Annotated in this window: 21 protein-coding genes; 12 read left to right on the forward strand and 9 right to left on the reverse strand. The window is 70.0% G+C overall.

Annotated elements, in window-relative coordinates:
- Positions 1–38 precede the first annotated feature (38 nt).
- Together glnA and yedA are read right to left on the reverse strand one after the other, a co-directional pair.
- A complete protein-coding gene (gene glnA / locus Q664_RS47390; RefSeq protein ID WP_043412810.1) occupies positions 39–1,460 on the reverse strand; it encodes a type I glutamate--ammonia ligase in 1,422 nt (473 codons plus the stop codon).
- Positions 1,461–1,650: 190 nt separating this feature from the next.
- A complete protein-coding gene (gene yedA, locus Q664_RS47395; RefSeq protein ID WP_043412812.1) occupies positions 1,651–2,571 on the reverse strand; it encodes a drug/metabolite exporter YedA in 921 nt (306 codons plus the stop codon).
- Between the two features lie 186 nt (positions 2,572–2,757).
- Between yedA and Q664_RS47400 the strand changes: the two genes are divergently transcribed.
- The 5 genes from Q664_RS47400 to Q664_RS47420 all read left to right on the forward strand — a co-directional run bounded on the left by Q664_RS47400 (position 2,758) and on the right by Q664_RS47420 (position 8,251).
- Positions 2,758–3,960 (forward strand): hypothetical protein, encoded by a 1,203-nt coding sequence (locus tag Q664_RS47400; protein WP_152622776.1) that lies wholly within the window; start codon positions 2,758–2,760, stop codon positions 3,958–3,960.
- A 22-nt stretch (positions 3,961–3,982) separates the two neighbouring features.
- Positions 3,983–5,119 carry a tetratricopeptide repeat protein gene (locus Q664_RS47405; protein WP_043412817.1) on the forward strand — a complete coding sequence of 379 codons (1,137 nt, stop codon included), beginning with the start codon at positions 3,983–3,985 and terminating at the stop codon, positions 5,117–5,119.
- Positions 5,120–5,281: 162 nt separating this feature from the next.
- Complete coding sequence (hrcA, locus tag Q664_RS47410) at positions 5,282–6,313, forward strand: heat-inducible transcriptional repressor HrcA (protein ID WP_043412818.1); 1,032 nt, start codon at positions 5,282–5,284, stop codon at positions 6,311–6,313.
- Between the two features lie 279 nt (positions 6,314–6,592).
- Positions 6,593–7,372 carry a DNA/RNA non-specific endonuclease gene (locus Q664_RS47415; protein ID WP_043412821.1) on the forward strand — a complete coding sequence of 260 codons (780 nt, stop codon included), beginning with the start codon at positions 6,593–6,595 and terminating at the stop codon, positions 7,370–7,372.
- Between the two features lie 129 nt (positions 7,373–7,501).
- Positions 7,502–8,251, forward strand: coding sequence for an alpha/beta fold hydrolase (locus tag Q664_RS47420; RefSeq protein WP_043412860.1), 750 nt, complete (start codon positions 7,502–7,504; stop codon positions 8,249–8,251).
- 54 nt (positions 8,252–8,305) lie between these two features.
- Here the strand turns inward: Q664_RS47420 and Q664_RS47425 are convergent, their stop codons facing one another.
- The 6 genes from Q664_RS47425 to Q664_RS47450 form a co-directional block, all read right to left on the reverse strand.
- Positions 8,306–11,164, reverse strand: a complete 2,859-nt coding sequence (locus tag Q664_RS47425; protein ID WP_043412824.1) for a carboxypeptidase regulatory-like domain-containing protein — start codon at positions 11,162–11,164, stop codon at positions 8,306–8,308.
- Between the two features lie 74 nt (positions 11,165–11,238).
- On the reverse strand, positions 11,239–12,237 hold the full coding sequence (locus tag Q664_RS47430) for a lipid kinase (RefSeq protein WP_235217160.1): 999 nt from the start codon (positions 12,235–12,237) through the stop codon (positions 11,239–11,241).
- Between the two features lie 107 nt (positions 12,238–12,344).
- Positions 12,345–13,202, reverse strand: a complete 858-nt coding sequence (locus tag Q664_RS47435) for a CREC-EF hand family protein (protein WP_043412826.1) — start codon at positions 13,200–13,202, stop codon at positions 12,345–12,347.
- Between the two features lie 94 nt (positions 13,203–13,296).
- Positions 13,297–14,010 (reverse strand): HAD family hydrolase, encoded by a 714-nt coding sequence (locus Q664_RS47440; RefSeq protein ID WP_043412864.1) that lies wholly within the window; start codon positions 14,008–14,010, stop codon positions 13,297–13,299.
- Between the two features lie 85 nt (positions 14,011–14,095).
- Positions 14,096–14,866, reverse strand: a complete 771-nt coding sequence (locus Q664_RS47445; protein ID WP_043412827.1) for a hypothetical protein — start codon at positions 14,864–14,866, stop codon at positions 14,096–14,098.
- 74 nt (positions 14,867–14,940) lie between these two features.
- Positions 14,941–15,291 carry a hypothetical protein gene (locus tag Q664_RS47450; protein WP_043412830.1) on the reverse strand — a complete coding sequence of 117 codons (351 nt, stop codon included), beginning with the start codon at positions 15,289–15,291 and terminating at the stop codon, positions 14,941–14,943.
- Between the two features lie 187 nt (positions 15,292–15,478).
- Here Q664_RS47450 and Q664_RS47455 point away from each other — a divergent pair, with 187 nt between their 5' ends.
- From Q664_RS47455 to Q664_RS47475, 5 genes are all read left to right on the forward strand, one after another.
- Complete coding sequence (locus tag Q664_RS47455) at positions 15,479–16,462, forward strand: site-2 protease family protein (RefSeq protein WP_043412831.1); 984 nt, start codon at positions 15,479–15,481, stop codon at positions 16,460–16,462.
- Positions 16,459–17,661, forward strand: coding sequence for a zinc ribbon domain-containing protein (locus Q664_RS57090; RefSeq protein WP_052519594.1), 1,203 nt, complete (start codon positions 16,459–16,461; stop codon positions 17,659–17,661). Before Q664_RS47455 ends, Q664_RS57090 begins: the two co-directional genes overlap by 4 nt.
- 4 nt (positions 17,662–17,665) lie before the next feature.
- Positions 17,666–18,991, forward strand: a complete 1,326-nt coding sequence (locus tag Q664_RS47465) for an ATP-binding protein (protein WP_043412835.1) — start codon at positions 17,666–17,668, stop codon at positions 18,989–18,991.
- Complete coding sequence (locus Q664_RS47470) at positions 18,988–19,551, forward strand: response regulator transcription factor (RefSeq protein WP_043412837.1); 564 nt, start codon at positions 18,988–18,990, stop codon at positions 19,549–19,551. The genes Q664_RS47465 and Q664_RS47470 overlap by 4 nt, the downstream gene beginning before the upstream one ends.
- A gap of 283 nt (positions 19,552–19,834) precedes the next feature.
- Complete coding sequence (locus Q664_RS47475) at positions 19,835–20,659, forward strand: TlpA family protein disulfide reductase (protein WP_043412838.1); 825 nt, start codon at positions 19,835–19,837, stop codon at positions 20,657–20,659.
- A 126-nt stretch (positions 20,660–20,785) separates the two neighbouring features.
- Here Q664_RS47475 and Q664_RS47480 read toward each other — a convergent pair whose 3' ends face one another.
- Positions 20,786–22,270, reverse strand: coding sequence for an AHH domain-containing protein (locus Q664_RS47480; RefSeq protein WP_160174661.1), 1,485 nt, complete (start codon positions 22,268–22,270; stop codon positions 20,786–20,788).
- 681 nt (positions 22,271–22,951) lie between these two features.
- On the opposite strand from Q664_RS47480, the gene yoaA reads away from it, so the two are divergent.
- Together yoaA and Q664_RS53740 are read left to right on the forward strand one after the other, a co-directional pair.
- Positions 22,952–24,952, forward strand: a complete 2,001-nt coding sequence (gene yoaA / locus Q664_RS47485; protein ID WP_052519595.1) for a DNA repair helicase YoaA — start codon at positions 22,952–22,954, stop codon at positions 24,950–24,952.
- A gap of 172 nt (positions 24,953–25,124) precedes the next feature.
- Entirely contained in the window at positions 25,125–26,600 is a 1,476-nt protein-coding gene (locus Q664_RS53740; protein ID WP_084610946.1) for a sensor histidine kinase, read from the forward strand.
- Positions 26,601–26,715: the final 115 nt, after the last annotated feature.

A 26,715-nucleotide genomic window follows, 5' to 3' on the forward strand; every position in this document is an offset into this window, starting at 1 on the left:
GGCTCCGTGGGGAGCAAGGGGCTCGGGTGGATACCGGCTCAGATGTCGAAGTAGAGCTGGTACTCCATCGGGTGCGGACGCAGGCGGATGGCGTCCACCTCCTTCTGCTTCTGCTCGATCCAGCTCGTGAGCGAGTCCTCGCTGAACACGTCCCCCTTCAGCAGGAACTTGTGGTCCTTCTTCAGGCAGTCCAGCGCCTCCTCCAGCGAGCCCGGCATCTTCGGCACGTCCTTGAGCTCCTCCGGCGACAGCCCGTAGATGTCCTTGTCCAGCGGCTCGCCCGGATCGATCTTGTTCTCGATTCCGTCCAGCCCCGCCATCAGCTGCGCCGCGAACGCCAGGTACGGGTTGCAGCTCGGATCCGGCGAGCGGAACTCCAGCCGCTTCGCCTTCGGGCTCGCGCTGAACATCGGAATCCGGATGGACGCGCTCCGGTTGCGGCTCGAGTACGCCAGGTTCACCGGCGCCTCGTACCCAGGCACCAACCGCTTGTACGAGTTGTTCGTCGGGTTGCAGATGGCCGCCAGCGCCCTCGCGTGCTTCAGGATGCCGCCCATGTAGTGCAGCGCCATCTCGCTCATGCCCGCGTAGCCCTCGCCCGCGAACAGCGGCTTGCCTCCCTTCCACAACGATTGGTGCGTGTGCATGCCGCTCCCATTGTCCCCGTACAGGGGCTTGGGCATGAACGTCACCGTCTTGCCGTGCCGCGCCGCCACGTTCTTCAGCACGTACTTGAACCACATCAGGTTGTCCGCCGTCTTCACCAGCGTGTCGAAGCGGAAGTCGATCTCCGACTGGCCCGCCGTCGCCACCTCGTGGTGCTGGCGCTCCACCGTGATTCCCACCTCACCCAGAATCCGGCACATCTCGTCACGGATGTCGTTGTGCGCGTCCGTGGGCATCACCGCGTTGTAGCCGTCCTTGAAGCCCGGCTTGTAACCCAGGTTGCCGCCCGGCTCCTCGCGCCCCGTGTTCCACGCGCCCTCGATGGAGTCCACCTCGAAGAACATGTGGTGCGGCTCCGTGCTGTAGCGCACCCCGTCGAAGATGAAGAACTCGGCCTCCGGCCCGAAGTACGCCGTGTCCGCCAGGCCCGTGCTCCTGAGGTACTTCTCCGCGCGCGCCGCGATGTTGCGCGGATCCCTCATGTACTGCTCCTTCGTGATGGGATCGCTCACGTTGCACAGCAGCACCAGCGTGGGCGTCTGCGTGAAGGGATCCATCACCGCCGTGTTCGGGTCCGGCATCACCAGCATGTCCGAGTTGTGGATCTCCAACCAACCCTTGATGGACGAGCCGTCGAAGCCCAGGCCCTCCTCGAAGATGCCCTCGGTCAGCTCGTGCATCGGCACCGCGAAGTGGCGCCAGCGGCCAATGAAGTCGATGAAGCGCAGGCTCACCATCTGCGTGCCGTGCTCCTTCGCGTACGAGAGCACGTCCTTCGCCGTCTTGTTCGTCATAGGGGGCGCTGTCCTTTTTCCGCCGGGTGGTACTCCCAGTGCGCCGCGGACACTAGGAACGAGCCCCTCCAGAGGAAAGAGCCACGTGCGCGGGGCGTGACACTCCGCCCTCGCCCGAGTCAGTGCGCGGGGGTGTCACGTCAAAGTGACGACACTCGGGCTTGACGCCGGGCCCGTCTGGGCGGGGTTTTCAGCGCTTCGCGCGGGTGAGCAGCACCACCGAGCCGAGGATGGCGCCCATGGCGAGCATCCCCCAGGTGCTCAGCGACTCGCCCGCGAGGAAGGTGCCCAGCAGCACCGCCACCATCGGGTTGACGTAGGCATAGCTGGTGGCGAGCGCCGGCCGCGCGTTGCGCAACAGGTAGCCATAGGCGCTGAAGGCCACCAGCGAGCCGAAGAACACCAGGTAGAAGAAGGCGCTGAGGGCACGCGGCTCGGGCACGGCGGTGAGGCGCTCGCCGAGCAGGAAGCTGATGAGCAGGAAGAGGGCGCCACCCGTGAGCATCTGCGTGGCGGTGGACATGAGCCCCTGGGCCATGGGCAGCTTGCGCGACCAGATGGAGCCGAACGCCCACGTGATGGGGCCCAGCAGCAGCGCGAAGGCCGCCCACGCGTTGCCGCTCATGTCGCTGCCGAGGTTGAGCAGGATGAGGCCGCAGAAGCCGATGGCCAGGCCCCAACGCTCGGCGCGTCCCGGCCACTGGCCGAACAGTCCACCGAAGAGCGCCGCCCACAAGGGCACGCTGCCCACCACGAGCGCCGCCACGCCCGAGGGCACGTACTGCTGCGCGAACACCACGCTGCCGTTGCCCATCACCAGCAGCAGCGTGCCGATGAGCGCCCCCGCTCCCCACTCGCGCGCCGAGGGGTTGGCGTACCCGCGCACCCGCAGCACCGTGTAGAGGATGAGGCCCGCCAGCAGGAAGCGCAGGCCCGCCATGAGGAAGGGCGGGAAGCCCCCCTGCAACGCCCAGCGGATGGCCAGGTACGTCGAGCCCCAGACGACGTAGAGCGCGAAGAGGCAGAACAGCAGCATCCCGCGGTGGGGGTCCGCGGGGGTGGACTCCGCGGGCAGCGCCGCGGCGGGAATCGAAGAGGTGGCGGAGGACACGGCGCCGCGCTTTTAACGCCGTGCCTTCTGCCCGGCGATGTAATTCCTCGGCCTACCCTGCGGGGCATTGCTCGGCTGCCTGCCTCACATCCGCCGCCGCGCGCGTCAGTTGCGTGACACCCGTGCCCGGAGGGCGATGGAGACGCGCGCGGGGCGCTCTCTACGGTGGCGGGGGAGGAGAGAACCGTGAGCGGAACCCGGACGGACTGGCGGGCGTGGCTCGCCTGCGTGGCGATGGTGCTGGCGGGTTGTACGTGCTCCAAGCATCCCGGCGAGGAAGGCACGGGAGGCGCCGGAGCGCCCGAGCCCCTGGGCCAGGACTCCATGCGGCGCGAGGACGAGGAGATCGTCCTGGAGGTGCTCGACGTCTCCGTGGGCGGCGAGGGCGCGGAGGCCTCGCGCACCTCCTTCGTCACGGGCGAGCCCATCACCGCGCGCGGCCGGGTGCGCAACGCGGAGGAGTTGGAGCCGCGCATCCAGTGGAGCCTCCAGCCGGTGGGGGCCCACACCGGGCCCGCCACGCCGGCCTCGAAGGAGGGGGCCGAGGCCGTCTTCAAGGCCAGCTCGCGCGTGGGCACCCGGGGCAACCGTGAGCCCAACCCGCCGCTGGAGTACGAGCTGGTGGCCTCGCTGTCCATGGAGGACGGGGAGCGGCTCGAGGTCCGCCTGCCCCCCACCACCTTCCTCCGCCAGGAGGAGGACGACGTGCTGCGGCAGGAGTACCTGGACTTCGGCACGCGCTTCCAGCCGGGCCGCGACCACATCTCCATTCCGGGCCGCCCCAGCCTCAACACCGGCAACTACACCGTCATCGCCGAGTCCGAGGCCGGTGGGCTCTCGCGCCTGTTGGACCAGATGGAGGAGCGGTTCCAGGCGCTCCTCCACAACGACGTGCAGGAGAAACCGGTGGGCACGCGCGGCCTGACGCCGAAGACGGTGGTGGTGTCGCCCGGTGCACCCATCCTCACCGTGGGCGCGCTCGGGGACACGGATCCCCAGGGGGATGATGTCTGCTCGGGCCCCCTCGTGGGCGGACGGTGCGCCGGCTCCATCCTCGCCGGGCCCAATGGCATCGCCGACACACGCGCCAACAACCGCGAGACGAAGGTGAAGCTGGAGGACTTCGTCAGCAGCGCCTTCCGCAACCCGCAGCGCAACCGCGCCGCCGGCTCCGCCACCATCAACAGCCGCCACACCCGCGGCAGCGCGCTGGACATCGACCCGCGCCGCATGCCCATCCCCGGCAAGACGCCGCAGCAGTTGATGTGCATCGTCGAGGCCGCCGGAGACGCCGTCGTCGGCGAGCGCGACTCCTTCACCGAGCGCGGCGCCACCCTCTTCCTCGCGTGCGACAGCCCGGCCGCCGACCACGTCCATGTCCAGCGCTGAGGCCCGGAAAGGAAACATGCCCATGGCTTCCCCCCGCTTCCGTCTCCTCGCCTGTTGTGTGCTCCTGTCCTCCGCGGCGTGGGCCCAGCGGCCTGCCCCTCCCGCGCCCGCTCCGGCACGGCCCTCCGCCGTCGCGCCCGCCGCGCGCTACGAGCCCGCTCCCCCCTCCGCGGCCGCCCGGGAGGCGCTGCGGCTCTACGAGCGGGGCTGCCAGGCCGAGGACTTCGACGACACCTCGTGCGACCAGGCCGTGCGCCAGCTCGAGGCCGTCGTGCGCGAGGACCCGCGCCAGCTCGACGCGCGGCTCGCGCTCGCGGAGGCCGTCTGGAACCAGGCCTTCCGCCAGCGCGAGGGCTCTCCCGAGCGTGACCGCCTCCGCCAGCGCTCGCTCGAGCTCTACCAGCAACTGGTGGACCTGGGCGTCCCGGATGCCCGGCCCTACTACGGGCTCAGCGTCCTCACGCGCGACCCGGACACCCGCCTCCGGCTGCTGCGCCGCACCCTGGAGCTCGCCCCGAAGCACCCCGAGGCCCACAAGGACCTGGCCGGGCTGCTGCTCACCCAGGGACAGGTGGACGCGGCCGTGCGCGAGTACCGCACGCACCTCTCGGTCCGCCCCTACGAGGGCCGCGAGGACGCCCTGGACGACATCCAGTTCGCCGACCGGCTCGCCGCGGCCGGGCGCGTGCGCGAGGCCTCCCAGGTGTACGACGCCGTCTGGGACGCCACCGCCAACGAGCCCCGCTCCGAGCGCTGTCAGATCTTCAAGTCCGTGGACCTCGACCCCTACGAGCGCATCGGCGCCCGCTTCGCCCAGCAACTGCGTGGCATCCGGGCCGCCTGCACCGGCACGCCCCGCATGGAGGGCGCGATGGAGCTGGAGCGCCAGGGCCGGGACGCGGCCGCCATCCTGGAACTGGAGCGCCAGATCCAGGAGAACCCCGTGCCCGCGGAGCCCTACCTCGCGCTGCAGCGCCTCCACCTCAAGCAGGGCCGGGTGGACGAGGCGGCGGACGTCATGAGCCGCTACTTCCGCCAGGAGAAGGACCCCGAGGAGCGGTGCCGACACTTCCGGACACTGTCCCCCCGGACGACGCGCGCCCTGGAGCCCAGGCTTATGAATGAATTGGACCGTGCCTGTCGCGCCCGGCAGCCCTGAGCCGTGTGTGGACAGGTACGGGCGGCCGAGGGGGCTTCCTCGCCCGCTCGCCAGGCGGGCGGGGATTGAACCGTCCCCTCCACCTTCTTAATGTTTCAGGGCATTCTCGACGTCTTCCCCCAGTCCGGGTGAAGCGTCGTCGTTGGGGAGTGTGAGCCAAGGATGTCCGAGGAACTGGGAGAGCGCGAGAAGGAGGTCCTCCGCGCCGTCGTTCAGGAATACATCTCCACCGGAGGCCCGGTCGGCAGTCAGCACCTGGCGCGCCGTGCGGAGTTCGACGTCTCTTCCGCCACGCTGCGCAACGTGCTCGCGGACCTGGAGGAGCTCGGCTTCCTCGAGAAGCCCCACACCTCCGCCGGCCGCGTGCCCACGGACCGCGGCTACCGCTTCTACGTGGACACGATGGTGCGGCTGAAGGATCCCGCGCCGAGAGACAGGGAGCTCATCCACGCCGGGCTGGCGCACGAGTCGGGCATGGAGGAGCTGCTGTCCGAGGCCTCGCGCCTGCTGCACTCGCTCACCCGGCACGCGGGAGTCGTCGTCACCCCGCGCCCGGACGTGGCCATCTTCCAGCGGATTGAATTCGTCCGGCTGCGCGAGGACCGGGTGCTCGCCATCCTGGTGGGGCAGAACGGCCAGGTGCACAACAAGCTGCTGGTGGTGGACTTCCCCATCACCTCGGACGAGCTGCTCAAGGCGAGCAACTACCTCTCCGAGCTGCTCCACGAGGTGACGCTGGAGGAGGCGCGCGAGCGCATCCGCGGCGAGCTGGACCAGGAGCAGGCGCTCTACAACGCGCTGACGTCCAAGGCGCTCAAGCTGGGCGCGGCCGCCACGGATCTCCAGACGGGCGAGCGCGTGCTCATCGAGGGCACCGGCTCGTTCCTGGAGCAGCCCGAGTTCGCCGACGTGGAGCGCATGCGCGCGCTCTTCAAGGCGCTCGGGGAGAAGCACAAGCTGCTGTCGCTGCTGGACCGGGTGCAGCGCGCGCGGGAGATGCAGATCTTCATCGGCACCGAGAGCGACTTCTCCTCGGCCGGTGACGTGACGGTCATCGCGAGCCCCTACGGCAGCCGCGAGCAGGTGCTGGGCACGGTGGGCGTCATCGGGCCCACGCGCATGAACTATCAGCGCATCATCCCCCTGGTGAACTTCACGGCCCAGGTGCTGTCGCTGGCGCTCGACAAGGCCTGAGCCCCACTCCCTCTCCCTCTGGGAGAGGGCTGGGGTGAGGGTCGTCCCTCCCTCTCATTCTCCGGACGATCTCCGTGGCTGCTCCGCGCGTAGCGGGAGCGGCCCGCGTCCGTTTCCGCGTCCGTTGCACACGGTTTTCGCGGGTTTGGCCGTTTCGGCGTGTTTTTTGCATAAAAACTTCCTGGCGCGACTTTCTCACAATTGTTGCAATTCGGCTCTCACTTTCTCGATAGTCGAGAACCCGAAGGCAGCGAACCCGATGAGGAAGGACCCAGAAGAATGCGCCCCCTGAACAAGCTCTCGGTTGTGGTGGTGTCTGGCCTGTTGCTCGGCGGATGTGGAGTCTCGGAGATGGACCTGGGTGGCGATGGCGTCGCCAGTCAGATGGAGCAGGACTTCGGTGGCCCGGATGGCCTGATGGAGTTCTTCGAGAGCCACACCGAGGAGGAGATTCGCGAGGCGCTGAAGCCCTACGGCGTCGGGTACCAGGTCCGTGGGCGGGTCACCGAGATGGCGATCAGCGACTGCCCGAAGTACTTCGCGTCAGGAGATAGGAACGTCTGGTTCAACTTCGACGGGGAGTACTACCTCATCGAGGGCGCGGGCCGGCCGAGCCGGGCGTACAAGTACCTGCCGCCGATCAGCGCCGCGGCGCGCATCGACTCGTGTCAGACGAACGTGGGGCAGTGGGGCGACGCGGAGAACCCCAGCAACGACTATGACGGGGGACACCTCATCGGCTCGCAGCTCGGCGGCTGGGGCGGCCGGGCGAACCTGGTGCCCCAGGATGCCAATTTCAACCGGGGCAACTGGGTGACGCTCGAGAACAAGATGGCCAAGTGCGGGAGCCTGCCGAGCGGCCGGATCCGCTACTACATCGGCGCGAACTACCCCAACTCCACCGCGCTCATCCCCAACAACATGACGATGGAGCTCCGGAACCAGTCCTCGGGGAGCTACGTGTCCTTGTCCTTCGCGAACACGGACTACGGCGGCTCCAACGGCACGAACGAGAAGAACCGTGGCGTGAACTGGCTGACGAGCCAGGGCTGCAACTGAGCCGTTGCCTGGCTCAGGTGGGCTCCACGCGTCCGCCGACGACGCGGACGCGGGAGCCGTCGAACGTGCAGCAGCACCTGGCGGACCTCGATTCTGGAGGTGTTGAGCGAATCCATCAAGGGGGCACTCATGCACGTGGAACGGACGTTCGAGCTCAACGGTATCGAGATGCACTGCGAGGTTCGCGGGGACGGTGAGCCACTGGTCTTGCTGCACGGTGGCACCGGCGCGGGCGGTGACTGGCGCTACGTCTTCGATGCGCCCCTCGAGGGATACCGGGTCATCGTGCCGGACCTGCGCGGCCACGGACGCTCGACGAATCCCTCCGGGACGCTCACCTTCCGTCAGGTGGCGCGTGATGTGCTCGCGTTGATGGATCTCCTCGGCATCGAGCGCTTCAAGGCCATTGGGATGAGCCTGGGCGCCAAGGCCCTGCTGCATGTGGCGACCGCCTCGCCGGCCCGCGTCGACGCGATGGTGCTCGTGAGCGCGACTCCGTACTTTCCCCCGCAGGCCCGCGAGATCATGGCGCGGAGCACCGCGGATACCTTGAGCGACGGAGAGTGGGCGATGCTGCGGCAGAAGCACGTCCACGGCGATGCGCAGATCCGCGCGCTGTACGCGCAGATGCGAGCGTTCAAGGACAGCTACGACGACATGAATTTCACGCCGCCGTACCTGTCGACGATCTCCGCTCGCACGCTCATCGTGCACGGGGATGGGGATCCGCTGTATCCGGTGAACCTGGCGGTGGAGATGTACACGGCCATTCCTCGCGCGGCGCTGTGGGTGGTGCCGAACGGGGGGCATGTCCCTGTGTTCGGCCCGATGGCCCCGCGCTTCCGGGACACGGCCCTGGAGTTCCTGCGGGCCGGGTGAAGAGGAAGACCCTCACCCTAACCCTCTCCCAGAGGGAGAGGGGATGGCCACGGGTCAATCGGCTCGGGTCAACAGCAACGTCTGCTCTGCTCCTCCCTCACGCCGCACCGTCATTTGCACCGGTGTGCCGGGCGTTCCCTGGGTGTGCCGCTCCGCCTCCGTGCGGTTTCGCACCACCTGCCCATCCACGGACAGCAGCCGGTCCCCCACGCGTACGCCACCCCGGGCCGCCGGCCCCTCCGGCGTCAGCCACGCGATGGACACCTGCCCCTGGTTGTCGCTGAAGCCCGCACCCACGCTGCCCGCGTTCGCCTTGCGCGCCGTCACCTGCACGTCGCCCACGTCCACCGCCTCGCTCGCGGCCACCGTCACGCTACGCGTTTCCGGCCTGCCCTCCGGCGCGAGCAACCGCACGGTGTGTGCCCCCGGCGTCACATCCTCCAGGCGGAAGCGCCCGTCGGGTCCCGAGCGTGCATCCGCCGCCGAACCCGCTGCCCGGTCCAGGTAGAGGCCCACTCCCGCGGCCGCTGCTCCCGAGGGGCTCCACACCACCCGCCCCGAGATGGAGGCCGCACCGCCCGTCAGCGGCACCTCCACCTCCGCGCGCTGTCCCGGCGAGAGCGTCACCTGTGCCTCGCCCGTGCGCCCATCCGTGGTGCGCACGCTCACCTTCAGCGGTTGTCCCGGGGCATCGGTGAGGAGGAACTCGTTGCCGGGGAACGTCCGCTGCGTATCGCGAGCCCACGCCGGCGCCGAGCCGTCCGCGTTCAGCAACCGCAGCGTGAAGCCACTCGGCGCGGCGCCGCCACGGGCCACCACGCGTCCCCGAAGGGTGGCCGCTGGCCGCAACTGGAGCTTCAGCTCGCCCGCGCCCTCCGGGATGGGCAGGGGCGCACTGAGCCGGCCCGCGTTGTGCGCCTGCAGCGTCAGCTGGGTGGGCTGGGGGTGGGGCGGGACGCTGAAGCGCCCCTCCTCGTCCGCGTCCACGGGAATGGACAAGGGGAAGTCTCCCGCCTGGGTCGCCACCACCAGGGCTCCGGGGCTCGGCGCTCCCGAGGGCTCCAGCACCACGCCGTGCAGCCCGCGCTCGTTCAGCAGCGTGAGGTCCATCGTCACCGAGGTGCCGGGCTCCACCGTCACCGCCGGGTCGTCCACGTGGCGGTAGGTGTAGCGGGCTCCCGGCAGCACGGCGGTGAGCTGGTAGACGCCCGCGCGCAGCTCGAGCTGGTAGTGTCCCTCCGCGTCCGTCTCGGCGAGGCCCATGTCCAGCACGCCACCGGAGCCCTCCTTCGCCATCGCCCGCACCACGGCCGGCTCGGGCAGCGGCGCGCCCGAGGCCCGTGTCACCCGGCCTCGCACCATGCCCGTCTCCGAGAGCGTGAAGTCCACCCGGCCCCGTGCGCCCGCGGTGAGCGGCGTGGTGCGGCTCATCCACACGGCCGAGGCGTCCTGCTTCGCTCGCACCCGCACCGTGCCCACCGGCAACCCTTCCAGCAGGAAGGTGCCCTCCGCGTCGGTGCGCGTGTAGAGCTCCTCGCCCGAGGCGCCGCGCAACAGGCCCGCGCGCACGCTCACTCCGGCCAGCGGCCGTCCCTGGCCATCCGCCACCGTGCCCGCCACCGACGTGGTGCCCTCCAGGCGGAAGTCCGCCACCGTGTACCGGTCCGCCTCCACCACCAGCCCCTGGCCCGAGGTGTCCGTGAGGCCCGGGGCCAGCACCCTCACGTCGTAGTCTCCCGGCGGCAGCTCCAGCGCGTACTGGCCCGAGGCGTCCGTCCGCGCGCGGCCCAGCTCGCCCCCCGCACCGGCCGGGCTCGCCACCAGCCACGCTCCCTCCACGGGCCCCGCGTCCGCCGCGTGCGTCACCGTTCCCACGAGGTGCCCGGAGGCCCCGAGCCGCACCGTGATGTCGCGCGCCGTCTCTCCCGGCCCCACCACGATGAAGCCCGGCGCCCGTCCCACCTGGCCACCCTTCCGGGCCACCACCTGGTACGTCCCGCCAGACACCTCCAGGGCGAAGCCGCCGCCCGCGCCCGTGGTGGTGCGGAAGTCCGTGGGCCCTCCCAGCACCCGCACCTCCGCGTCCGGCGCCGGCTGCCCGTCCGCGCCCACCACGAAACCCTCCAGCGTGGAGGCGGGCCACAGCCCCACCTCCAGCTCACCCGGGCCGGGCACCGCGACGAAGCGCAACGTCCGGCGGCTGAAGCCCGGGGCCTCCGCCACCAGCTCGTAACGGCCCGGCGCGAGCCCCGTGAAGTCGAAATGCCCCCGCGCGTCGCTCGTCGCCACCGCCACCTCCTCGGGCAGCGCGTGCGCCCGGGCCATGGGGCTTCCCGGCTCGGTGTAGGGGCGCAGCGTCACCTCCGCGAGCGGCACGGGCTCTCCGCGGCCCTCGGCCACCGTGCGCCCGCGCAGCGAGACGCTCGCGGGCAGGGACAGCTCCACCACCGTCTCGGGCTCGCCCTGGTGCCGGGGCACCTCGCGCCGCGCGGGAGCGTGGCCCTCCGCCTGGGCGCTGAGGAGGTAGAGGCCCGGGGCGGCGGGCAGCCGCAGCGTGCCGTCCTCTCCCGTCGTTCCCTCACCCGCGCGCCGCCACGAGGGCTGGCCCGAGCCGTCCTCCGGCCCCTTCAACCAGGCCCGTACCCTCGCTCCTGGCACGGGCGCGCCCGAGGCCCTCACCCGCACCACGAAGCTGCCATCCGCCAGCGTCGCGGGCACCTCGAGCGGTGGCGTGGGGCGCGGCGAAGCGCGGGCCGGTGGGGTGCCAGCGCCACCCGGGCGCGCGGTGGCCCGGGGGCTCATGGCCGCCGTGCCGGGAGTCTCTCCCAGCGTGGGGCGGAGCCACAGCAGGAGGAGCGCCGCCACCGAGAGGGCCGCGGCCACGATGAGCGGGAAGAGGGGACGTTGGCTCACGGGCTTCTCCGCGGGGATGGATGGCACCCCTGGGTGAGACTACCCGTGAAAGCGGCCCGTGCCGAAATCCCGGCTCAGTGCGGGGTGGGCGCGGGCGCGTAGACGCGCAGGGCCGCGGGCGCGAGCTCGAAGCGCACCGGCGTGTGGCCGATGATCTCCCCATCCGCGTTGATGTCCTGCGCGGGTTGCGCATCCACGTACAGGTGCGTGGTGTGCACCGAGGTGACGGCCGGGTGGCTCACGTGCTCGCCCCGGCGCAGCGACAGGGCGATGCGCGCCAGGGTGGAGACGTCCTGCACGTGGCCCAGTCCGGTGCCCTCGCGCCCGGACTCGGCCGAGGGCGCGGCGATGGTGTAGGCGTCCAGGCGGCGGTCATCCAGGCGGGACTCGGGCGTCACCACGTTGCCCGCGCCGTGGTAGCGCCCGTTGCCCACCACGAGCTGGAGCACGTCCAGCTCCATCTCGCCGCGGTCGGTGCTCATGCGCACGTGGAAGGGCTGGTGCTCCCAGAGCTCGGCGAAGGCGGCCACGGGGTAGGCCAGCTTGCCGGCGCGCCGTTTGAGCTGGGGCGTGAGCCGCCGGGCGATGGCGGAGGCCAGGCCGAGGCTCACCGCGTTGAGGAAGGGCCGTCCGTTGGCGAGCCCCACGTCCACGCGCGCCGTGTAGCCCGCGGCGATGACGTCGCAGGCGTCCTCGAGCGTGGGCGCGATGCCGAGCGAGCGCGCGAAGTCATTGCCCGTGCCCAGCGGCAGCACGCCCAGCGTCACGTCGCGTCCGAGCAACCGTTGGACCGCGGCGTTCAGCGTGCCATCACCACCGCCGATGAAGATGCGCCGGACGCCGGCGTCCAGGGCCTCGCGCAGCACCCGGTCCATGTGCTTCTGGCGCGAGAGCCGGTGGCAGGCCGCCAGGGGGATGCCTCGGGCCGCGAGCGCCTCGCGTGCGGCCGGGAAGGCTTCCTTGCCCATGCGGCACTTGCTGTTCACGACGAGGAGCGCGGGCCCCTCGTCGAGGGCACCGCGCTTGGGAGGCTTCGTGAGTGCGACCTCTGGAGACGCTTCGCTGGCCATCATCAGCAAGGGTGCGCACGAGCGATCGAAGCAGCCAGGAGGACGGTGTACGCCTGGGCGCCCCCGCCTCGTCCCTCCCAGGGCAGGGGAGGGAGCGAGGGGTGCTCAGCTCAGTTGGCGCCCTGGCCCTCGATGATGCGGCGCTGGATTTCCTGGCGCAGGGGCAGGGCCTCCTCGGGGCTCAGGCGGCCATCCTCGTTGGTGTCGTACTGCTCGAGCAGGGCCTGCCGGCGGGCGCGCGCGGCCTCGAGGCGGTCCTCGCGGAGCTTCGCGCGCTCGGAGAGCTCGAGCACGCCGTTGCCGTTGGTGTCGTACCCGGTCAGCAGCTCCTGGCGCTTCTGCTCCCAGGCGGTGCGGATGGCCTGGCGGGCGGCCTGGCGCTCGGCCTCATCGAGGGTGCCGTCCTTGTTGGTGTCGAACTTCTCCAGGGCCCCCTGGCGGAGGCGCTCGCAGCGGGCCTCCATGGCGTCCACGAGGGCGGCGCGCTCCTCGGCGGACAGCGCCTTGTCGCCGTTCTCGTCGAAGGCCCAGCGCACGCGCCAGAAGGCCCAGTGGCGCACGCGCATGCCGGCGCGGACGAAGCGCGGGGCGCCGGTCTGCGCGGCGAGCTCATCCCTGAGCGCCTTCAGCTCGGCGCGGTCCAGGGAGCCGTTCTGGTTGGCGTCGTACTTCTGGAGCACCTCCTGGCGGCGGGCGCTGAAGTCACAGATGCCGGGCTCGTCGGTGGTGGGCTCGAGGGCGGTGTCCACGTCCTCGGCGCTCATGGAGGTGAGCGTCTCGGCGGTGGCATCGACCACGGCGTCGGAGCCGATGTCCCCGGACTCCTCCGAGGTGGCCAGGAAGGCCGAGGCCTCTCCGACGACGAGCTCCTCCTCCTGCATGGCGGAGTTGCAGGCCACGGTGGCCAGCGGGAGGGTGAAGCAGAGGGCAGCGGTGAGCAGACGGCGGTAGGGCGTGGTGCGGTTCATGGATTGTCTCCGAGGGTTGTTGTCCGGCCTCGGTTCCATGAACCCGGGTCCCGCGAGTTGGTTGCGGGCGGGATTTCCTCTGACTTTTTCCGCGCTAGCGCGGCTCCTCGTCCTTGGCGGCGGCCACCGCGTCCGCGGCCCACGGCCAGGTGTCTCGCGAGGACTCGTAGTGCGCCAGCAGGTCCGTTGGATCCTTGTAGATGGCGCGGCAGCCCGCCGTGCGCAGGTCCTCCTCCGGGAAGCCTCCGCACAACACCCCCACCGTGGGCACCCCCGCCTTGCTCGCCGCCAGCGCGTCGTAGGGCGTGTCCCCAATCACCACCACGCCGCGCGGATCCGGCCGGCCCAGCCGCTCCAGCGCCGCCTCGAAGATGTCCGGGTGCGGCTTCGACTTCGAGGCGTCGTCCTTCGACGTCTCCCCGTCCAGCATCCCCTGGATGCCGCACAGGCGCAGGTAGAACTCGAGCTCGTCTCCCTTCGCGCTCGAGGCCACCGCGAGGCGCAGCCCGTCCTTGCGCAGCCGCTGGAACAGCTCGCGCACCCGCGGGAAGGGGCGCAGCTTCGGCATGAACTCGCGCTTGAAGAGCGTGGCGCGGAAGTCGCTCAGCTCCTGGCCGAACTTCTCCAGCTCGTCCTCGGTGAAGAAGACGGGCAGCAGTTGGTCCGCGCCCTTTCCAATCTGGCTGCGCACGTGGGCGAAGGGCACGTCGCGGCCGAACTCCAGGAAGGCCCGTCTCCAGGCCTCGGCATGCTCATCCACCGAGTCCACCAACGTGCCATCCACATCGAAGATGACGTTCTGCACCAGGGCCATGACCTCGCGCTCCTTCCCGGTGGGGAAGGTGGGGATGCCCTCCGAGGCCATCAACCCCGTCCGGACGTGTCCGTGCGCCCTACCGCCCCCCGAGCGCCGCGAGCGTCTTCGTCTCAACGTCGTAACCCCCGGGCGCGCTGAGCGAGAACGTCTCCGCGGGCAGGGCCGGGTTGAGCTCCACGCGCGTCAGGGACGTCTCGGCCACCTGCTGTCCGCCGCCCCACTGTGTCAGCCGTCTGGGAACGCACAGGCCGAGAGCCTGCTCGCAGTGCTCCTCCTCCACGCGCAGCTCCGCCGTGTCCCCACCGCTCCGGGTGCGCTTGCCCAGGAAGTCCATGGCCGGCCAGCGCAGCACGTACGTCACCTCCACGTCCGTGCTCGCGGGCTTCACCGTCAGCTCCACCGCCTCGGGGCCCTTCGGGTGTTGCGTCCGGCGCGCGCTCACCCCCTGGCCCGGCAGCAGCGGTACGCGGAAGCCCTCGGGGGCGAAGGGCGCGAAGAGCCCCGTGAGCACGCCCGCCCGCTCCTCGGGCCCCAGCCCTCCGTCATAGGTGCGGAACTTCCTCGCCGCGTCGTCGCGCTCGAAGAGGTGCTCCCCGTCCCAGGCGAAGGCCCGCACGGCCGGCGTGCCCAGCGTCCCCAACATCTTCCGCGGGGCCCGGTAGGCGAACTGGAAGTCCATCGTCTGGCCCGCCTCGCGCGCGGTGCCCGCCAGCGCGTAGCTGGTGAGCTTGCCGTCGCGCGCGGCCAGGCGCTGCCGGGCATCGGCGAGCAGGGTGGACGAGTCGTCACCCCGGCGGCAGCCGGCGAGGACGAGCAGGAGCAGGGGCAGGTGACGGGCGGCGGACATGAGCGCTGAAAAAGCAGAAGGCCCCGCTGTCGCCAGGGGGCCTTCACACACTACGTGCAAACGGTGGGGACTGACTACTTCACCGCCACGCCAGTGGCCTGGGACATCGGGAAGCCGATGATGGTGCCGGTGAGGGCGAAGATGCCGTGACGCGGCGTGGTGCCGGCGCCCAGCAGCTGGATCTTGTTGCCGCCCATGGCCTTGGCCTCGGCCACCAGGAGCTTGTTCACCACGGTGTCCAGGTCGCTCTGAACCAGGTCGATCACGTGGAAGATGGCGGTCAGACCGAGCGCGGTGCCCTGGATGACGGCGATGGGCTCGCCACCGGCGGCGGACACCTCGTTGCCCGAGACCACCGCGGTCTCCACGCTCGTGCACGCCACCAGGCTGCTCGCCAGAATCGCCGAAACAATCGCCTTCTTCATTGGGTGCTTCCCTCCGGTTGGACGCTGGGGCGCGCTGACCATCCGATGGACCAGGCCCCCAACAGGTCGATGGGTTCTCAAGCTGCCGGGCCGTCGTAGCAAAGGCGCCTTTCAAGTCAAGCAATGGATCTCGGGGGGCCGGGCCGCATTGAAATACCGGCCAGCCGTGGCTACCCCCTTCCATTCCATGGAGAGCGCCCCCGCCCGAGTCGTCAACCGCCCGTGGTTGCACCTGCTGCTCTTCGTGCTGACCCTCGGCACCACCTCGCTCACCTTCGACAGCCTCTTCCTCGGGGCATCGCTGCCGTGGAGCGCCCGCCTCACCGAGGCGCTGACCTTCAGTGTCGCGCTGTTGACCATTCTCGGGGCGCACGAGATGGGGCACTACGTGCTGGCGCGCCTGCACGGCGTGGACGCGTCGCTGCCCTACTTCATCCCCCTGCCGTACCTCGGGGTGGGCACCCTGGGGGCCGTCATCCGCATCCGCGGCCGCATCCCCACCCGCAACGCCCTGGTGGACATCGGCGCCGCCGGGCCCCTGGCCGGCCTGCTCGTGGCCCTGCCCTTCCTCCTCTGGGGCCTGGCCCATTCACCCGTGGTGGAGGTGCCCGAGGTGTCCAGCTCCTTCCCGGGCCGCACCTCCCTCTGGAGCCTGGGCGGGGACTTCCTCCAGTGGCTCCAGGTGAAGCTCTCCCTGGCCCCGGCCTCCCCGGCCCACGAGGCCCTCCCCCAGCACGCCCTGCTGATTTTCGGGGACGGGCCGCTGATGAAGGGGCTGAAGTGGCTCGTCGTGGGGCCGCTGCCCCCCGGCAAGGCCCTCCAGGAGCACCCGGTGGTGATTGCCGCCTGGTTCGGCCTGCTGGTGACGCTGCTGAACCTCGTCCCGGTGGGACAGTTCGATGGTGGACACCTCTCCTACGCCCTCTGGGGCCCGCACGCCCGGTGGATAGGCAAGCTCATGGCCCTGGTGCTGCTTTTCCTCACCCTGTTCTACACGGTCACCTGGGGGCCCTGGTTCCTGGTGGCCACCAAGGTGGTGGGATTCGGTCACCCGGAGGTGACCCGACCAGCCGAGCCTTTGGGACTCGGGCGGAAGCTGGTCTGCGCGGTATGCTTCCTCGCGCTGGCGGGGTGTGCCATGCCCGTGCCCATCCGAATGGAGATCTGGTGAAGTACTTCTGCGAGGCTTGCGAGCGGCTCGTTCCACCGGCGTCGTTCCGGATGGAGGACGGTCTGCTCGTGGTCAAATGCTCGCGCTGCAAGGTGGAGATGCGCAGCGTGCCCGAGCAGGTGTTGGAGCCAGGCGCCGAGCTCCCCTCCAAGCCGGCGAAGAAGTCGAAGGCGTCCAAGTCGTCGGAGACGCCGGAGCCCGTCATCATGCTCGGCCAGAGCGAGGCCGAGCCGGACCCCATCGAGAACGAGCCGACCCGGCGCGTCGCGGTGCCGGCGGAGATCCTCGCGGCCATCGAGGCGGAGGCGCGGGAGACGCGGCGCAAGTCGAAGGAGTCCGAGCCGGCGAAGACGCCCGTGCCGGTGGCGGCCGAGCCGGCGAAGACGCCGGCGCCCACGCCGGTGGTCCTCAAGCCGCAGGTGCCCGAGCCGGTGGTGACGAAGTTCCAGGCCCCCGAGCCGGTGGCGGCGAAGGCACCGGCCGCCGAGCCGGTGGCGGCCAAGAGCCAGGCGCCCCGGCTGGCGATGTCGGAGGCCGCGGCGGCGTCCAACCTGATGGTGCTGCGGCTCTCGGAGGTGCAGTCGCGCGGTGGGGGCGAGTCCACGCCCGCGCCCGTGGACCCGGAGCCCGCGGCGGCCAAGGCCCCGGGCGTCCAGCTGCGCGTGGTGCAGGACACCCCCGCGCCCGCCGCTCCGTCCTCCCCGGCGCTGTCGTCCCCGTCCTCGGACGACCCCTTCATGCCGCCGGCGGGCTTCTGCCCCAAGTGCATCGGCCCGAAGAAGGACGGCGCGACGGTGTGCCCCTTCTGCGGCCTGGACTACGCGCGCTTCCGGCCCGAGGAGTCCCGGCCCTCGGGGGCGGTGGCCTCCACGTGGTTGGGCGTGGTGGAGCTGTGGGAGAGCAAGGGCGCGCACGACAAGGTGCTGGCGCTGTCCTCGGAGCGCGGGGAACTCGCCGCGCTGGGCCGCCTGTACCGCATCCGCCTGGCCCGCAACCCCGAGGACGCCATGGCGAAGCGGGGGCGCGAGGAGGTGCTGCGGCTGGCGGCGGCCAGCTCCACCTTCATGGCCACGCCTCCGCCGGACAAGCGCGCGAAGGTGAAGACGGCGGGCCTGGCCGTGCTCTTCCTGCTGCTGATGGCGGCGGCGATGGTGATTGGCGCCCAGGTGAAGCGGATGCTGACGGCGGGAGCGCCGTAGGGCGGTGCGGGACGCGCAGGCCATCAACCTCTCCTGGCTGCTGCGCCTGCGCTGGGGCGCCGTCGTGGGGCAGGCGGCCATCATCCTGGGAGCGCACTTCGGACTGGGGATGACGCAGCGGCTGGTGCCGCTGTTCGCCACCATCGCCGTGGCGGCGGCGAGCAACGCGGCGTTGGGGCTGTGGGCCCGGCGCGAGCGCCCCATCCGCGAGCGGCTGCTGTGGGCGGTGATGGCGCTGGACGTGGTGCTGCTCACGGTGCTGCTGGACTTGAGCGGAGGCCCCTTCAATCCCTTCAGCGCGCTGTACCTGGTGCACATCGCGCTGGCGGCGGTGGTGTTGCGCGCGGGGTGGACGTGGGCGCTGACGGGGCTGGCCATCTCGAGCTTCGGCGCGCTCTTCGTGGACCACCTGTGGTTCCCCAGCGAGGGGAGCGAGCAGGCCTCGGCGCACCACCACATCCATGACGTGCGGATGCACCTGGAGGGGATGTGGGCGGCCTTCGCGCTGGCGGCGGGCTTCATCGTCTACTTCGTGCAGCGGGTGACGCGGGCGCTGGCCGCGCGCGAGGCGGAGCTGGTGGATGCCCGGACGGCGGCGGCGCGCCACGAGAAGCTGACGGCGCTGGGCACGCTGGCGGCCGGGGCGGCGCACGAGCTGTCCACGCCGCTGTCCACCATCGCGGTGGCGGCGCGGGAGCTGGAGCGGCAGTTGACGCGCCAGGGCTCGGAGGCGGGCACGCTCGAGGACGTGCAGCTCATCCGCCAGCAGGTGGCGCGCTGCCGGGACATCCTGACGCAGATGACGCTGGACGCGGGGGCGAGCCAGGGTGAGTCCATGGTGGAGCTGGCGCCCGCGTCCCTGGTGGAGGAGGCGCTGGAGGGGCTGCCGGGCCGGGAGCGGGTGCGGACGGAGCTGGACGCCCGGACGCGGGAGGAGCGGGAGCTCGTTCCGGCGCACGCCTTCGCCCGCGCCATTCGCGGCGTGGTGAAGAACGCGCTGCAGGCCTCGGGGCCAGGGGCGCCGGTGCGGCTGGGGCTGGTGCGCGAGGCGGCGGGGTGGCGGCTGACGGTGGAGGACTCGGGCGAGGGGATGCCGGCGGAGGTGCTGGCTCGGGCGGGCGAGCCCTTCTTCACCACCAAGGCGCCGGGAGAGGGCATGGGGCTGGGGCTCTTCCTCACGCGCGCGGTGTTGGAGCAGTTGGGCGGAGGGCTGGTGCTGCGCTCCACGCCCGGCCAGGGGACGACGGTGGTGCTGACGTGGCCCGCGGGGGGCCTGCGACAATCCGCCGCGTTGCCTGCGGGGACGTCCCGGGTGAAGCCAGGGGCATGACGAGCCCGACGAGCCCGACGCCCGGTCATGCGCCGACCCTGCTGCTGGTGGACGACGAGGCGGTGTTCCGCGAGCGGCTGGCGCGGGCCTTCCGCGAGCGTGGCTTCGAGGTGAGCACCGCGGGCTCGTATGACGAGGCGCTGGCGCTGGCCACGAAGGACTCGCCGGAGCTGGCGGTGGTGGACTTGAAGATGCCGGGGCGGGGCGGGCTGGAGCTGGTGCGGGCGCTGCACGCGTTGGATGCGTCCACGCGCATCATCGTGCTCACGGGCTATGGGAGCATCGCCACGGCGGTGGAGGCGGTGAAGCTGGGGGCGTTCAACTACCTGCCGAAGCCGGCGGACGTGGACGACCTGTTGCTGGCCTTCACGAGGGGCCCGGGCGAGGCGGCGCAGGTGACGGAGGACTTCCAGCCGCCGACGCTGGCGCGAGCGGAGTGGGAGCACATCCAGCGGGTGCTGACGGACTGTGGCGGCAACATCTCCGAGGCGGCGAGGCGGCTGGGCCTGCACCGGCGCTCGTTGCAGCGAAAACTGCAGAAGTACCCGCCCGCGCAGTAGGGACAATGCAGTGGGACGAGACGAAGTCCTGGGGCGCGGATATTCCCTCGCCCTCCGGGAGAGGGACGGGGTGAGGGTGCCACGGTCCCTGGGTTGAACCCCGCGCCAGATCCGCAGTTCTGTCTCCCCTGTCGCGCTCTGAACCCCGGAGTCTTCTTCCCATCTTGAAGCGTTGGGAATGCAACCTCCGGTCGAGGAGTCCCCTCGCCTTTGCCGGGGCTCCAAAGCTCTCCTGCGATCTGGCTCCCTCCAACTCCCTTCAGGCCGCAGGAGCGTCTCTGTCATGTCGCTCGCCCGTTATCTGGCGCTCGTCGTCGTGCTCTTGGGCTTTCGCGTATTCGCGCAACCAGCTCCCGCGTTCGACAAGAAGGGCCTGGATGGCAGTCGCTACATGCTCTCCTCGCTGTCCGGGAAGATCGTCGTCCTGAATTTCTGGTTCAAGGACTGCGGCGCATGCCGTTACGAGCGCAAGGCGCTCAACAGCGTTGTTGGCAGGTACCAGCCGGTCGGTGACGTGGTGTTCATCGGTTTCTCCCTCGACGACAGGGACGAGCTGAAGGCGTTTCTCCGGAAGAATCCATTCCGGTATGCCGTCGTCCCTGACGCCCATGATGTCGCCTTGGACTACGGCGTCTCCGGGTACCCGACGCACGTGATCATCGGCCGCGATGGAGAGATCGCGGAGCGCTGGACGGGCGCGAACGATGCATTCGAGCGCCTTACCGCGGCGATTGACACATTGAGGGAGCAGGGGGAACCGGCACCCGACGCGTCCTCTTCCTCCGCCCAGGTGCATGCAGACCCCGGGGTGACGCAGGACATCCTCATCTCGCCCGAGCGGCCCATGCGCGGTGCCACGGTGAAGATCTACTACGCGCCGAAGGCCACGGCCATGCGGCAGGCCTCCGAGATCCAGGTCATTTGGAAGGTGCAGGCGAATGGCTCCTCTTCGCAGGGGGTGGCGCCGATGCGGAAACGTGGGGACCTGCTCGCCTGCGAGTTGAAGATCCCAGAGGACGCGATGCGGCTCAGTGTGCGCCTCCTGTCGCGTGGCGAGGAGGTCATTGAGGAGCGCGTGTTGTCGATCTTCGAGGCGAGCGACGAATAGCGCCAGGGTGGTCCGCACCACGCGCGTAAGCCACCACCCCTGGGGTCCGCCGACATCCCGGCCGCGCTCTTCCCTGCTGAAGAGATGTGGCGGAGCCCCGCGACCTCGTCGCCATCCCGACCCGCTCTACCGTGTCACCAAGCCATTCAGCGCAGTGCCAGGGGTGCAGATCTCGCTCGCCAGGAGCCGGAGTTCCATCCGAAGCACGCCTCTGCATGTCTCCAGGTCTCCGCAGCCCTTCAGGGTCTCCCGCATGCGTTGGAAGATCTCCTGGTGGTACTTCTCCGGATGAGGGGCGGTATGCGCTCGGAGGTAGATCAGGTTCGCCGGGTCTTCCAGGTTCATTCCGGCCTGCTCGAACAGCTGTTTGAAGCGGGGGGTCCACGGCCCGTTGGCGTAGGTCGAGGCTTTGAGGGCCACCGTGGCGATGTGGTGGGGTTCGTTACCGTCCTCCGTTTCCCCGCTACTGCAGATGCTGGGTGTGCTCGGACGCGTGGTCGCACCCGGACGCGTGGCGACGGTGGGCTGTGCCGTCCAGGAACCGCCCTCACATTCGAGCAGGCGCTTGAGCACTTCGAGCCTTCGCGGATTCCCTTGCTTGCGGATACGCGCCTCCATGCCGATGTTGATCAGCTCCATTCGGAGGCGCTCCGCGTAGGCGTGTTGTACCTCCGTTGTCTGCGCCCTTTGTCCGCGCGACTGGTTCTGGAGCCAGGAGCGAGTGGGCACGAAGCCCAGGTGCCGTACGAGAGACTCGACGACGTGGCGTTGCTCCGGCCGGGCGAGCTGTTGCAGCTCGGTGATCGGAAAGGAGGCAAAGAACTCCTGGTCCAGCTCCTCGGCTTGCCGTTGCAGCCAGAGTTCCGAGGTGGAGACAGGCCAGTCCGAGGTCTCCTCATCTACCTTGGCGAATGCATGCGCCTCGGTGTAGCTCACCCGCCCATCCTGGTCATAGTCGGCTGACGCGACAGGCTGTCCAGTCCGGTCGTACCCGCTGAGACCGGCGAAGAAGCTTGAGCTGTAGTCCTCGTAGTCCGACTCATCGACCTCCGCGGTACAGCCGACGGAGGTGCGGCTCTTCACCGTCGCGAAGAATCCACAGCGGTTCTTGTGTGACACTCCGCGTGTGGGTACTCCTCCTTGATAGATGAAGTTGCCGAATGACCCCGAGAAACACTGGGCCATCATCGTCACCACCGGGGTGTCGTCTGGGAACTGGTCCAAGGCCTTGGCGAAGTACCGCACGTACATCTTGTCTCCGCCCCAGAGCGCCAGGTAGTTGTTGTCCGAGTTGTCGTCGTTCTGCCCACCGTGCGCCGTGACATAGATGAAGACGGGCCGCTGGACGTCCTGTGAGAGGCTCCGCGCCAGCCAGTCCTTGAAGCTATCGACTGTCGAGGGACCTATGAGGTTGGGGATCTTCGGAACCTTGAACCGCTCCTCACCGTCCTCATCCAGGTAGCGAACGGTGGGCTCTCGAGACTTGCCGTTGGCGAAGTAGATGGTGGTGGTGGCCGGCTCGATTCCGAGCGCCTTCTGTGTGCGCTGGAAGTAGAGGACGTTCTTCTCCAGGGCGATCTCGTTGGCGGACGGCTCGTAGCCCCCTCCCATGACGAGGAAGTTGATGTCGAGCGGGTTGCCGGCTCTCCGTGGAGGCGTTGCCGGCCTGGTAGGAGACGCGAGTGCTGGGGTGGAATCCGCAGGGGGCTTCGGGTCGAACTCAGTGGTGGGCTCCAGGTCGGACTCGGCGGACGGTTCCGAATCTGGCTCGGCGGACTCCTCCGAATCTGGCTCCGCGAACTCCTCCGAGTCAGCCTCATCGGAGGGCTCCGTTTCAGAATCCGTGGAAATCGAGATGATCGTGGAGTTGTTCACGATCCTGATGGAGTTGTCGCCGTGAGCCTTGGCGACAGGGGAGTACATCAACCCGAGAGCACACACCCAAAGAACACGTGTCTCAACGTTCCTGGCCATGAATCCTCGCGGTGCTTCCGCGACCACGGAGTGTCGGTTTGGTGAATGGCGTCCGGTGAGGGGGAGGCGAGTGGCGTGCGGCCGGCTCCGCACCCTGCTGCGCGATTAACCGGGCCTCACGGGCGGCGCTTCGGTTTCCGCGCCAGGGCGCTCGTGAATCGTTTGGGACGATGAGTTGCGAACATCACGCTTTCGGGCATGACCTCAGCTCCACCCGCCCCACCGGGCAGGCAGCCGGGCCGCTCCTGTACAAAACCCGACGAGCGAGCGGCGCACTGTTATCCTCTCGTGCCCCTTCCTCCCGCGGCTCTCCCTTCCATGTCCCTGCCTGCTTCCTCGCTCCGGCTCTCCGTCGACACCCTGCTCGGCCCTGGTGGAGCGCTCCAGTCCGCGCTGGAGGCGTACGAGTACCGTCCGGAGCAGCTGCAGATGGCGCGCTCGGTGGAGAAGGCCTTCAACGAGCGGGGCTACCTGCTGGCCGAGGCGGGCACGGGCACGGGCAAGACGCTGGCCTACCTGGTGCCGGCGCTGCTGTCGGGCCGGCGGGTGGTGGTGTCCACGGCGACGAAGACGCTGCAGGAGCAGATCTTCTTCAAGGACCTCCCCCTGCTGCGCGAGCGCATGGGCCTCAGCTTCGAGGCGGCGTACCTCAAGGGGCGCAGCAACTACCTGTGCCTGCACCGCTACGACGCCTTCAGCAAGGATCCGCAGTTCTCCTCGCGCGAGGAGGGGCGGTACTGGAAGCACCTGCAGGCGTGGGCGAGCCGGACGGAGACGGGGGACCGGAGCGAGCTGGAGCTGCCCGAGTCCTTCAGTGCGTGGAGCCGGCTGTCGACGACGTCGGACACGTGCCTGGGCTCGAAGTGCCCGGTGTACGAGAATTGCCACGTGACGCGGGTGAGGCGGGCGGCGGAGTCGGCGGACCTGCTGGTGGTGAACCACCACCTCTTCTTCGCGGACCTGGCGCTGCGGGGCCGGGGCCAGCGGGGCGAGGGCGTGCTGCCCCAGTACGACGCCGTCATCTTCGACGAGGCGCATGCGGTGGAGGACGCGGCGGGGAGCCACTTCGGGCACTCGGTGTCCAGCTTCCGGTTGGAGGACCTGGTGCGGGACGCGCTGGCCGTCCTGGCGCCCACGGACTCGCGCTTCGGAATGCTGTCCTCGCTGGTGGTGCGCCTGCGCACGCATTCGGAGGCGCTCTTCTCGCAGGCGCCGCGGGTGCTGGGCCTCAAGGAGCACGAGGGCGCGGTGGCGCTCAACCCCGAGCGGCTGGCGTTGCTGTCGGGCTCCATCGAGCAGGTGAAGGGAGCGCTCTCGGCGCTGGGCGCCTTCACCACGAGCGAGCGCGAGCCGGAGTTGACGCTGCTCACCCGGCGGTGCGCGGAGCTGGTGGCGGACCTGTCCTTCCTGGAGAAGGTGGAGTCCCACGACCACGTGTACTGGGCGGAGGCGCGCGGACGGGGCGTCTTCCTGCGCGCGAGCCCCATTGAAATCGCCAGGGAGCTGCAGGAGCGGCTCTATGGGGGGGTGGACACGGTGGTGTTCACCTCGGCGACGCTGGCGGCGGAGGGGCGCTTCGACTTCTTCGCGCGGCGCATGGGGCTGTACGACGAGGAGGGCGTGCCGGTGGCGAGCGTGCGCACCGTGTCGGTGCCCAGCCCGTTCGACTTCGAGCAGCAGTCGGCGCTGTACCTGCCCACGCACCTGCCGGATCCAGCGGCCCCCGGCTTCATCGAGGCGGCGGCGGAGGAGATCATCCGGCTGTGCGAGGTGACGGGAGGCCGGGCCTTCGTGCTCTTCACCAGCCTGCGCAACATGGAGCGGGCGCACGCGCTGGCGCGCGGCCGGTTGCCCTACCAGGTGTTGTTGCAGGGCGAGCGGCCCAAGCAGCAACTGCTGGAGGCCTTCCGCGAGCTGCCCAGCGTGCTCTTCGCGGCGCACAGCTTCTGGGAGGGCGTGGACGTGCCGGGGGACGCGCTGAGCCTGGTCATCATCGACCGGCTGCCGTTCGCCTCGCCGGGAGACCCGGTGGTGGCGGCGCGCATCCGCCAGCTCGAGGCCCGGGGCGAGGAGGCCTTCGGGGGCTACCAGCTTCCGCAAGCGGCGCTGGCGTTGCGGCAGGGGTTCGGCCGGCTCATCCGCACGCGGGCGGACCGGGGAATCGTCGCGATGCTGGACCGGCGCATCGTCACCAAGAGCTACGGGCGCGCCTTCCTCACGAGCCTCCCGCCGGCCCGGCGCATCCACCAGCTCGAGGGGCTGAGCGCCTGGTTCGAGGGCAGAGCCGAGCTCGAGCGCGAGGACGACGTCGATTTCTGAGTCGAAGGCGCCTTCCCGGCCCGTTTCGCTTCTACGTACGTAGAAGTGGATGGGGCGCCGCTGCGTTGGCTGTTGCGCATTGTGAGCCGGACGTCCTTCGCGCCCGTGGCGAGCCCGATATTCTCCGTGACGTGAAGGCCGCAGTGCCTCGACCGGGGGAGCGGAGGCGTCCATGCTTGCACACGAGATGGAGTGGGATGTCGATGGGGAGCGGGAGGACTCGGAGCCGCTGCTGACGCGACTCCAACATTCGGAGCGCACGCTGCTCCAGCTCTCCGAGGCGCTCGGGGAGGGAGAGCCGGTGGCGATGGTCTCGGCGCTGCGGCGGGAGGCCGATTGCCTCCAGGGGCTGCGGAGTCAGCTCGAATCGCTGCTGGGGAGCTGGGCGCTGGTGGCGGAGCTGTCCCACCGCCTGCTGAACCTGCCATTGGAGGAGATGGAGCCGGGGCTGCGCGCCACGCTGGCCGTGCTCGGGGAATGGTTCGGTTCCCAGCGGGCCTACGTCTTCCTGCTGTCCGAGGACCGGCGGCGGCTGTCGGAGGTCTACGAGTGGTGCGCGGAGGGGGTGGCGCCCCATGACGTGGACTGCGCGCGGAGTGTCCCGGTGGAGGCCATGTCGTGGTCGCTGCGCCAGATGTTGGCGGGGCGGACGGTGCTCGTGAAGGACACGGTGCTGTTGCCTCCGGAGGCCATGGCCGAGAGACAGCTTTGCGAGATGCTGGGCACCCGCTCCTACGTACACATGCCGCTGTTCCTCGGGGGCCGACTGCTCGGGTGGCTGGGCTGTGACGCGGTGGGGCGTCCTGGGGCCTGGCCGGAGGAGTCGTTGCGCCTGCTGGCCGTTTCCGGAGGCGTGCTGGTGAATGCGTTGCAGCGCCAGCGGGTGGCGGCGTCGAACGTCCGGCTCTCCGAGAGCATGGAGCAACTGCAGGAGGCGCAGAGCCAGCTGCTCTTCGCGGACCGGCTGGCGACCATCGGCCAGCTCGCGGCGGGCGTGGTGCATGAAATCAACAACCCGTTGTCCTTCCTGCTCAACAACCTGGCGCTGGTGAAGCGTGGGATGGGGCAGTCGCGGCCGCCGGAGGTGACACAGGCGCTCGCGGACGCGAACGAGGGGGCCGAGCGGGTGCGCCACATCGTGCAGGACCTCAAGCTGCTGTCCTCACCGGACGAGATGGAGCGGGGCCCGGTCGAGGTGGGGAAGGTGGTGCGCAGCGCGGTGAAGCTGGCGGCGCATGAAGTCCGCGGCCGGGCGCACGTGGTCGAGTCACTGGACGAGGTGCCGCGGGTGCGGGGCAACGAGGCGCGGCTGTGTCAGGTGTTCCTGAACCTGCTGCTCAACGCGGCGCACGCCATTTCACCGGGGCAACCGGAGCACAACCGCATCCAGGTGTCGGCGCGGGAGGTGAAGGGGGAGCGCGTGCTCATCGAGGTGAGTGACACGGGCTGCGGGATACCGCCGGAGCTGCTGGAGCGGGTATTCGACCCGTTCTTCACCACGAAGCCGGTGGGAGTGGGGAGCGGGCTGGGGCTCTCGGTGTGCCGGCGCATCATCGGCGCGCACGGAGGGGAGCTCACCGTGGAGAGCGAGCCGGGGCGGGGCACCACCTTCCAGGTGTTCCTGCCGGTGCACACCGGAGACCACTGAGCTGTGTGAATATCCCCTCTCCCCTCGGGAGAGGGTCGGGGTGAGGGTATCCGGGCCCGTTCTTCAACCTGTGGCCCTCAGTGTGGGCAGTGGGTTCAACCCGGGATGCGTGGCA

The organism is Archangium violaceum Cb vi76, from assembly GCF_000733295.1.
In the GTDB taxonomy this organism is placed as follows: Bacteria; Myxococcota; Myxococcia; order Myxococcales; family Myxococcaceae; genus Archangium; species Archangium violaceum.

What these genes read in the sequence shown, in the direction of transcription:
- glnA (WP_043412810.1), bottom strand. Translation starts at nt 1,460, where the DNA reads ATGACGAACAAGACGGCGAAGGACGTGCTCTCGTACGCGAAGGAGCAC.
- Q664_RS47405 (WP_043412817.1), top strand. Translation starts at nt 3,983, where the DNA reads ATGGCTTCCCCCCGCTTCCGTCTCCTCGCCTGTTGTGTGCTCCTGTCC.
- hrcA (WP_043412818.1), top strand. Translation starts at nt 5,282, where the DNA reads ATGTCCGAGGAACTGGGAGAGCGCGAGAAGGAGGTCCTCCGCGCCGTC.
- Q664_RS47415 (WP_043412821.1), top strand. Translation starts at nt 6,593, where the DNA reads ATGCGCCCCCTGAACAAGCTCTCGGTTGTGGTGGTGTCTGGCCTGTTG.
- Q664_RS47420 (WP_043412860.1), top strand. Translation starts at nt 7,502, where the DNA reads ATGCACGTGGAACGGACGTTCGAGCTCAACGGTATCGAGATGCACTGC.
- Q664_RS47430 (WP_235217160.1), bottom strand. Translation starts at nt 12,237, where the DNA reads ATGATGGCCAGCGAAGCGTCTCCAGAGGTCGCACTCACGAAGCCTCCC.
- Q664_RS47435 (WP_043412826.1), bottom strand. Translation starts at nt 13,202, where the DNA reads ATGAACCGCACCACGCCCTACCGCCGTCTGCTCACCGCTGCCCTCTGC.
- Q664_RS47445 (WP_043412827.1), bottom strand. Translation starts at nt 14,866, where the DNA reads ATGTCCGCCGCCCGTCACCTGCCCCTGCTCCTGCTCGTCCTCGCCGGC.
- Q664_RS47450 (WP_043412830.1), bottom strand. Translation starts at nt 15,291, where the DNA reads ATGAAGAAGGCGATTGTTTCGGCGATTCTGGCGAGCAGCCTGGTGGCG.
- Q664_RS47455 (WP_043412831.1), top strand. Translation starts at nt 15,479, where the DNA reads ATGGAGAGCGCCCCCGCCCGAGTCGTCAACCGCCCGTGGTTGCACCTG.
- Q664_RS47470 (WP_043412837.1), top strand. Translation starts at nt 18,988, where the DNA reads ATGACGAGCCCGACGAGCCCGACGCCCGGTCATGCGCCGACCCTGCTG.
- Q664_RS47475 (WP_043412838.1), top strand. Translation starts at nt 19,835, where the DNA reads ATGTCGCTCGCCCGTTATCTGGCGCTCGTCGTCGTGCTCTTGGGCTTT.
- Q664_RS47480 (WP_160174661.1), bottom strand. Translation starts at nt 22,270, where the DNA reads ATGGGAGGGGGCTACGAGCCGTCCGCCAACGAGATCGCCCTGGAGAAG.
- yoaA (WP_052519595.1), top strand. Translation starts at nt 22,952, where the DNA reads ATGTCCCTGCCTGCTTCCTCGCTCCGGCTCTCCGTCGACACCCTGCTC.
- Q664_RS53740 (WP_084610946.1), top strand. Translation starts at nt 25,125, where the DNA reads ATGCTTGCACACGAGATGGAGTGGGATGTCGATGGGGAGCGGGAGGAC.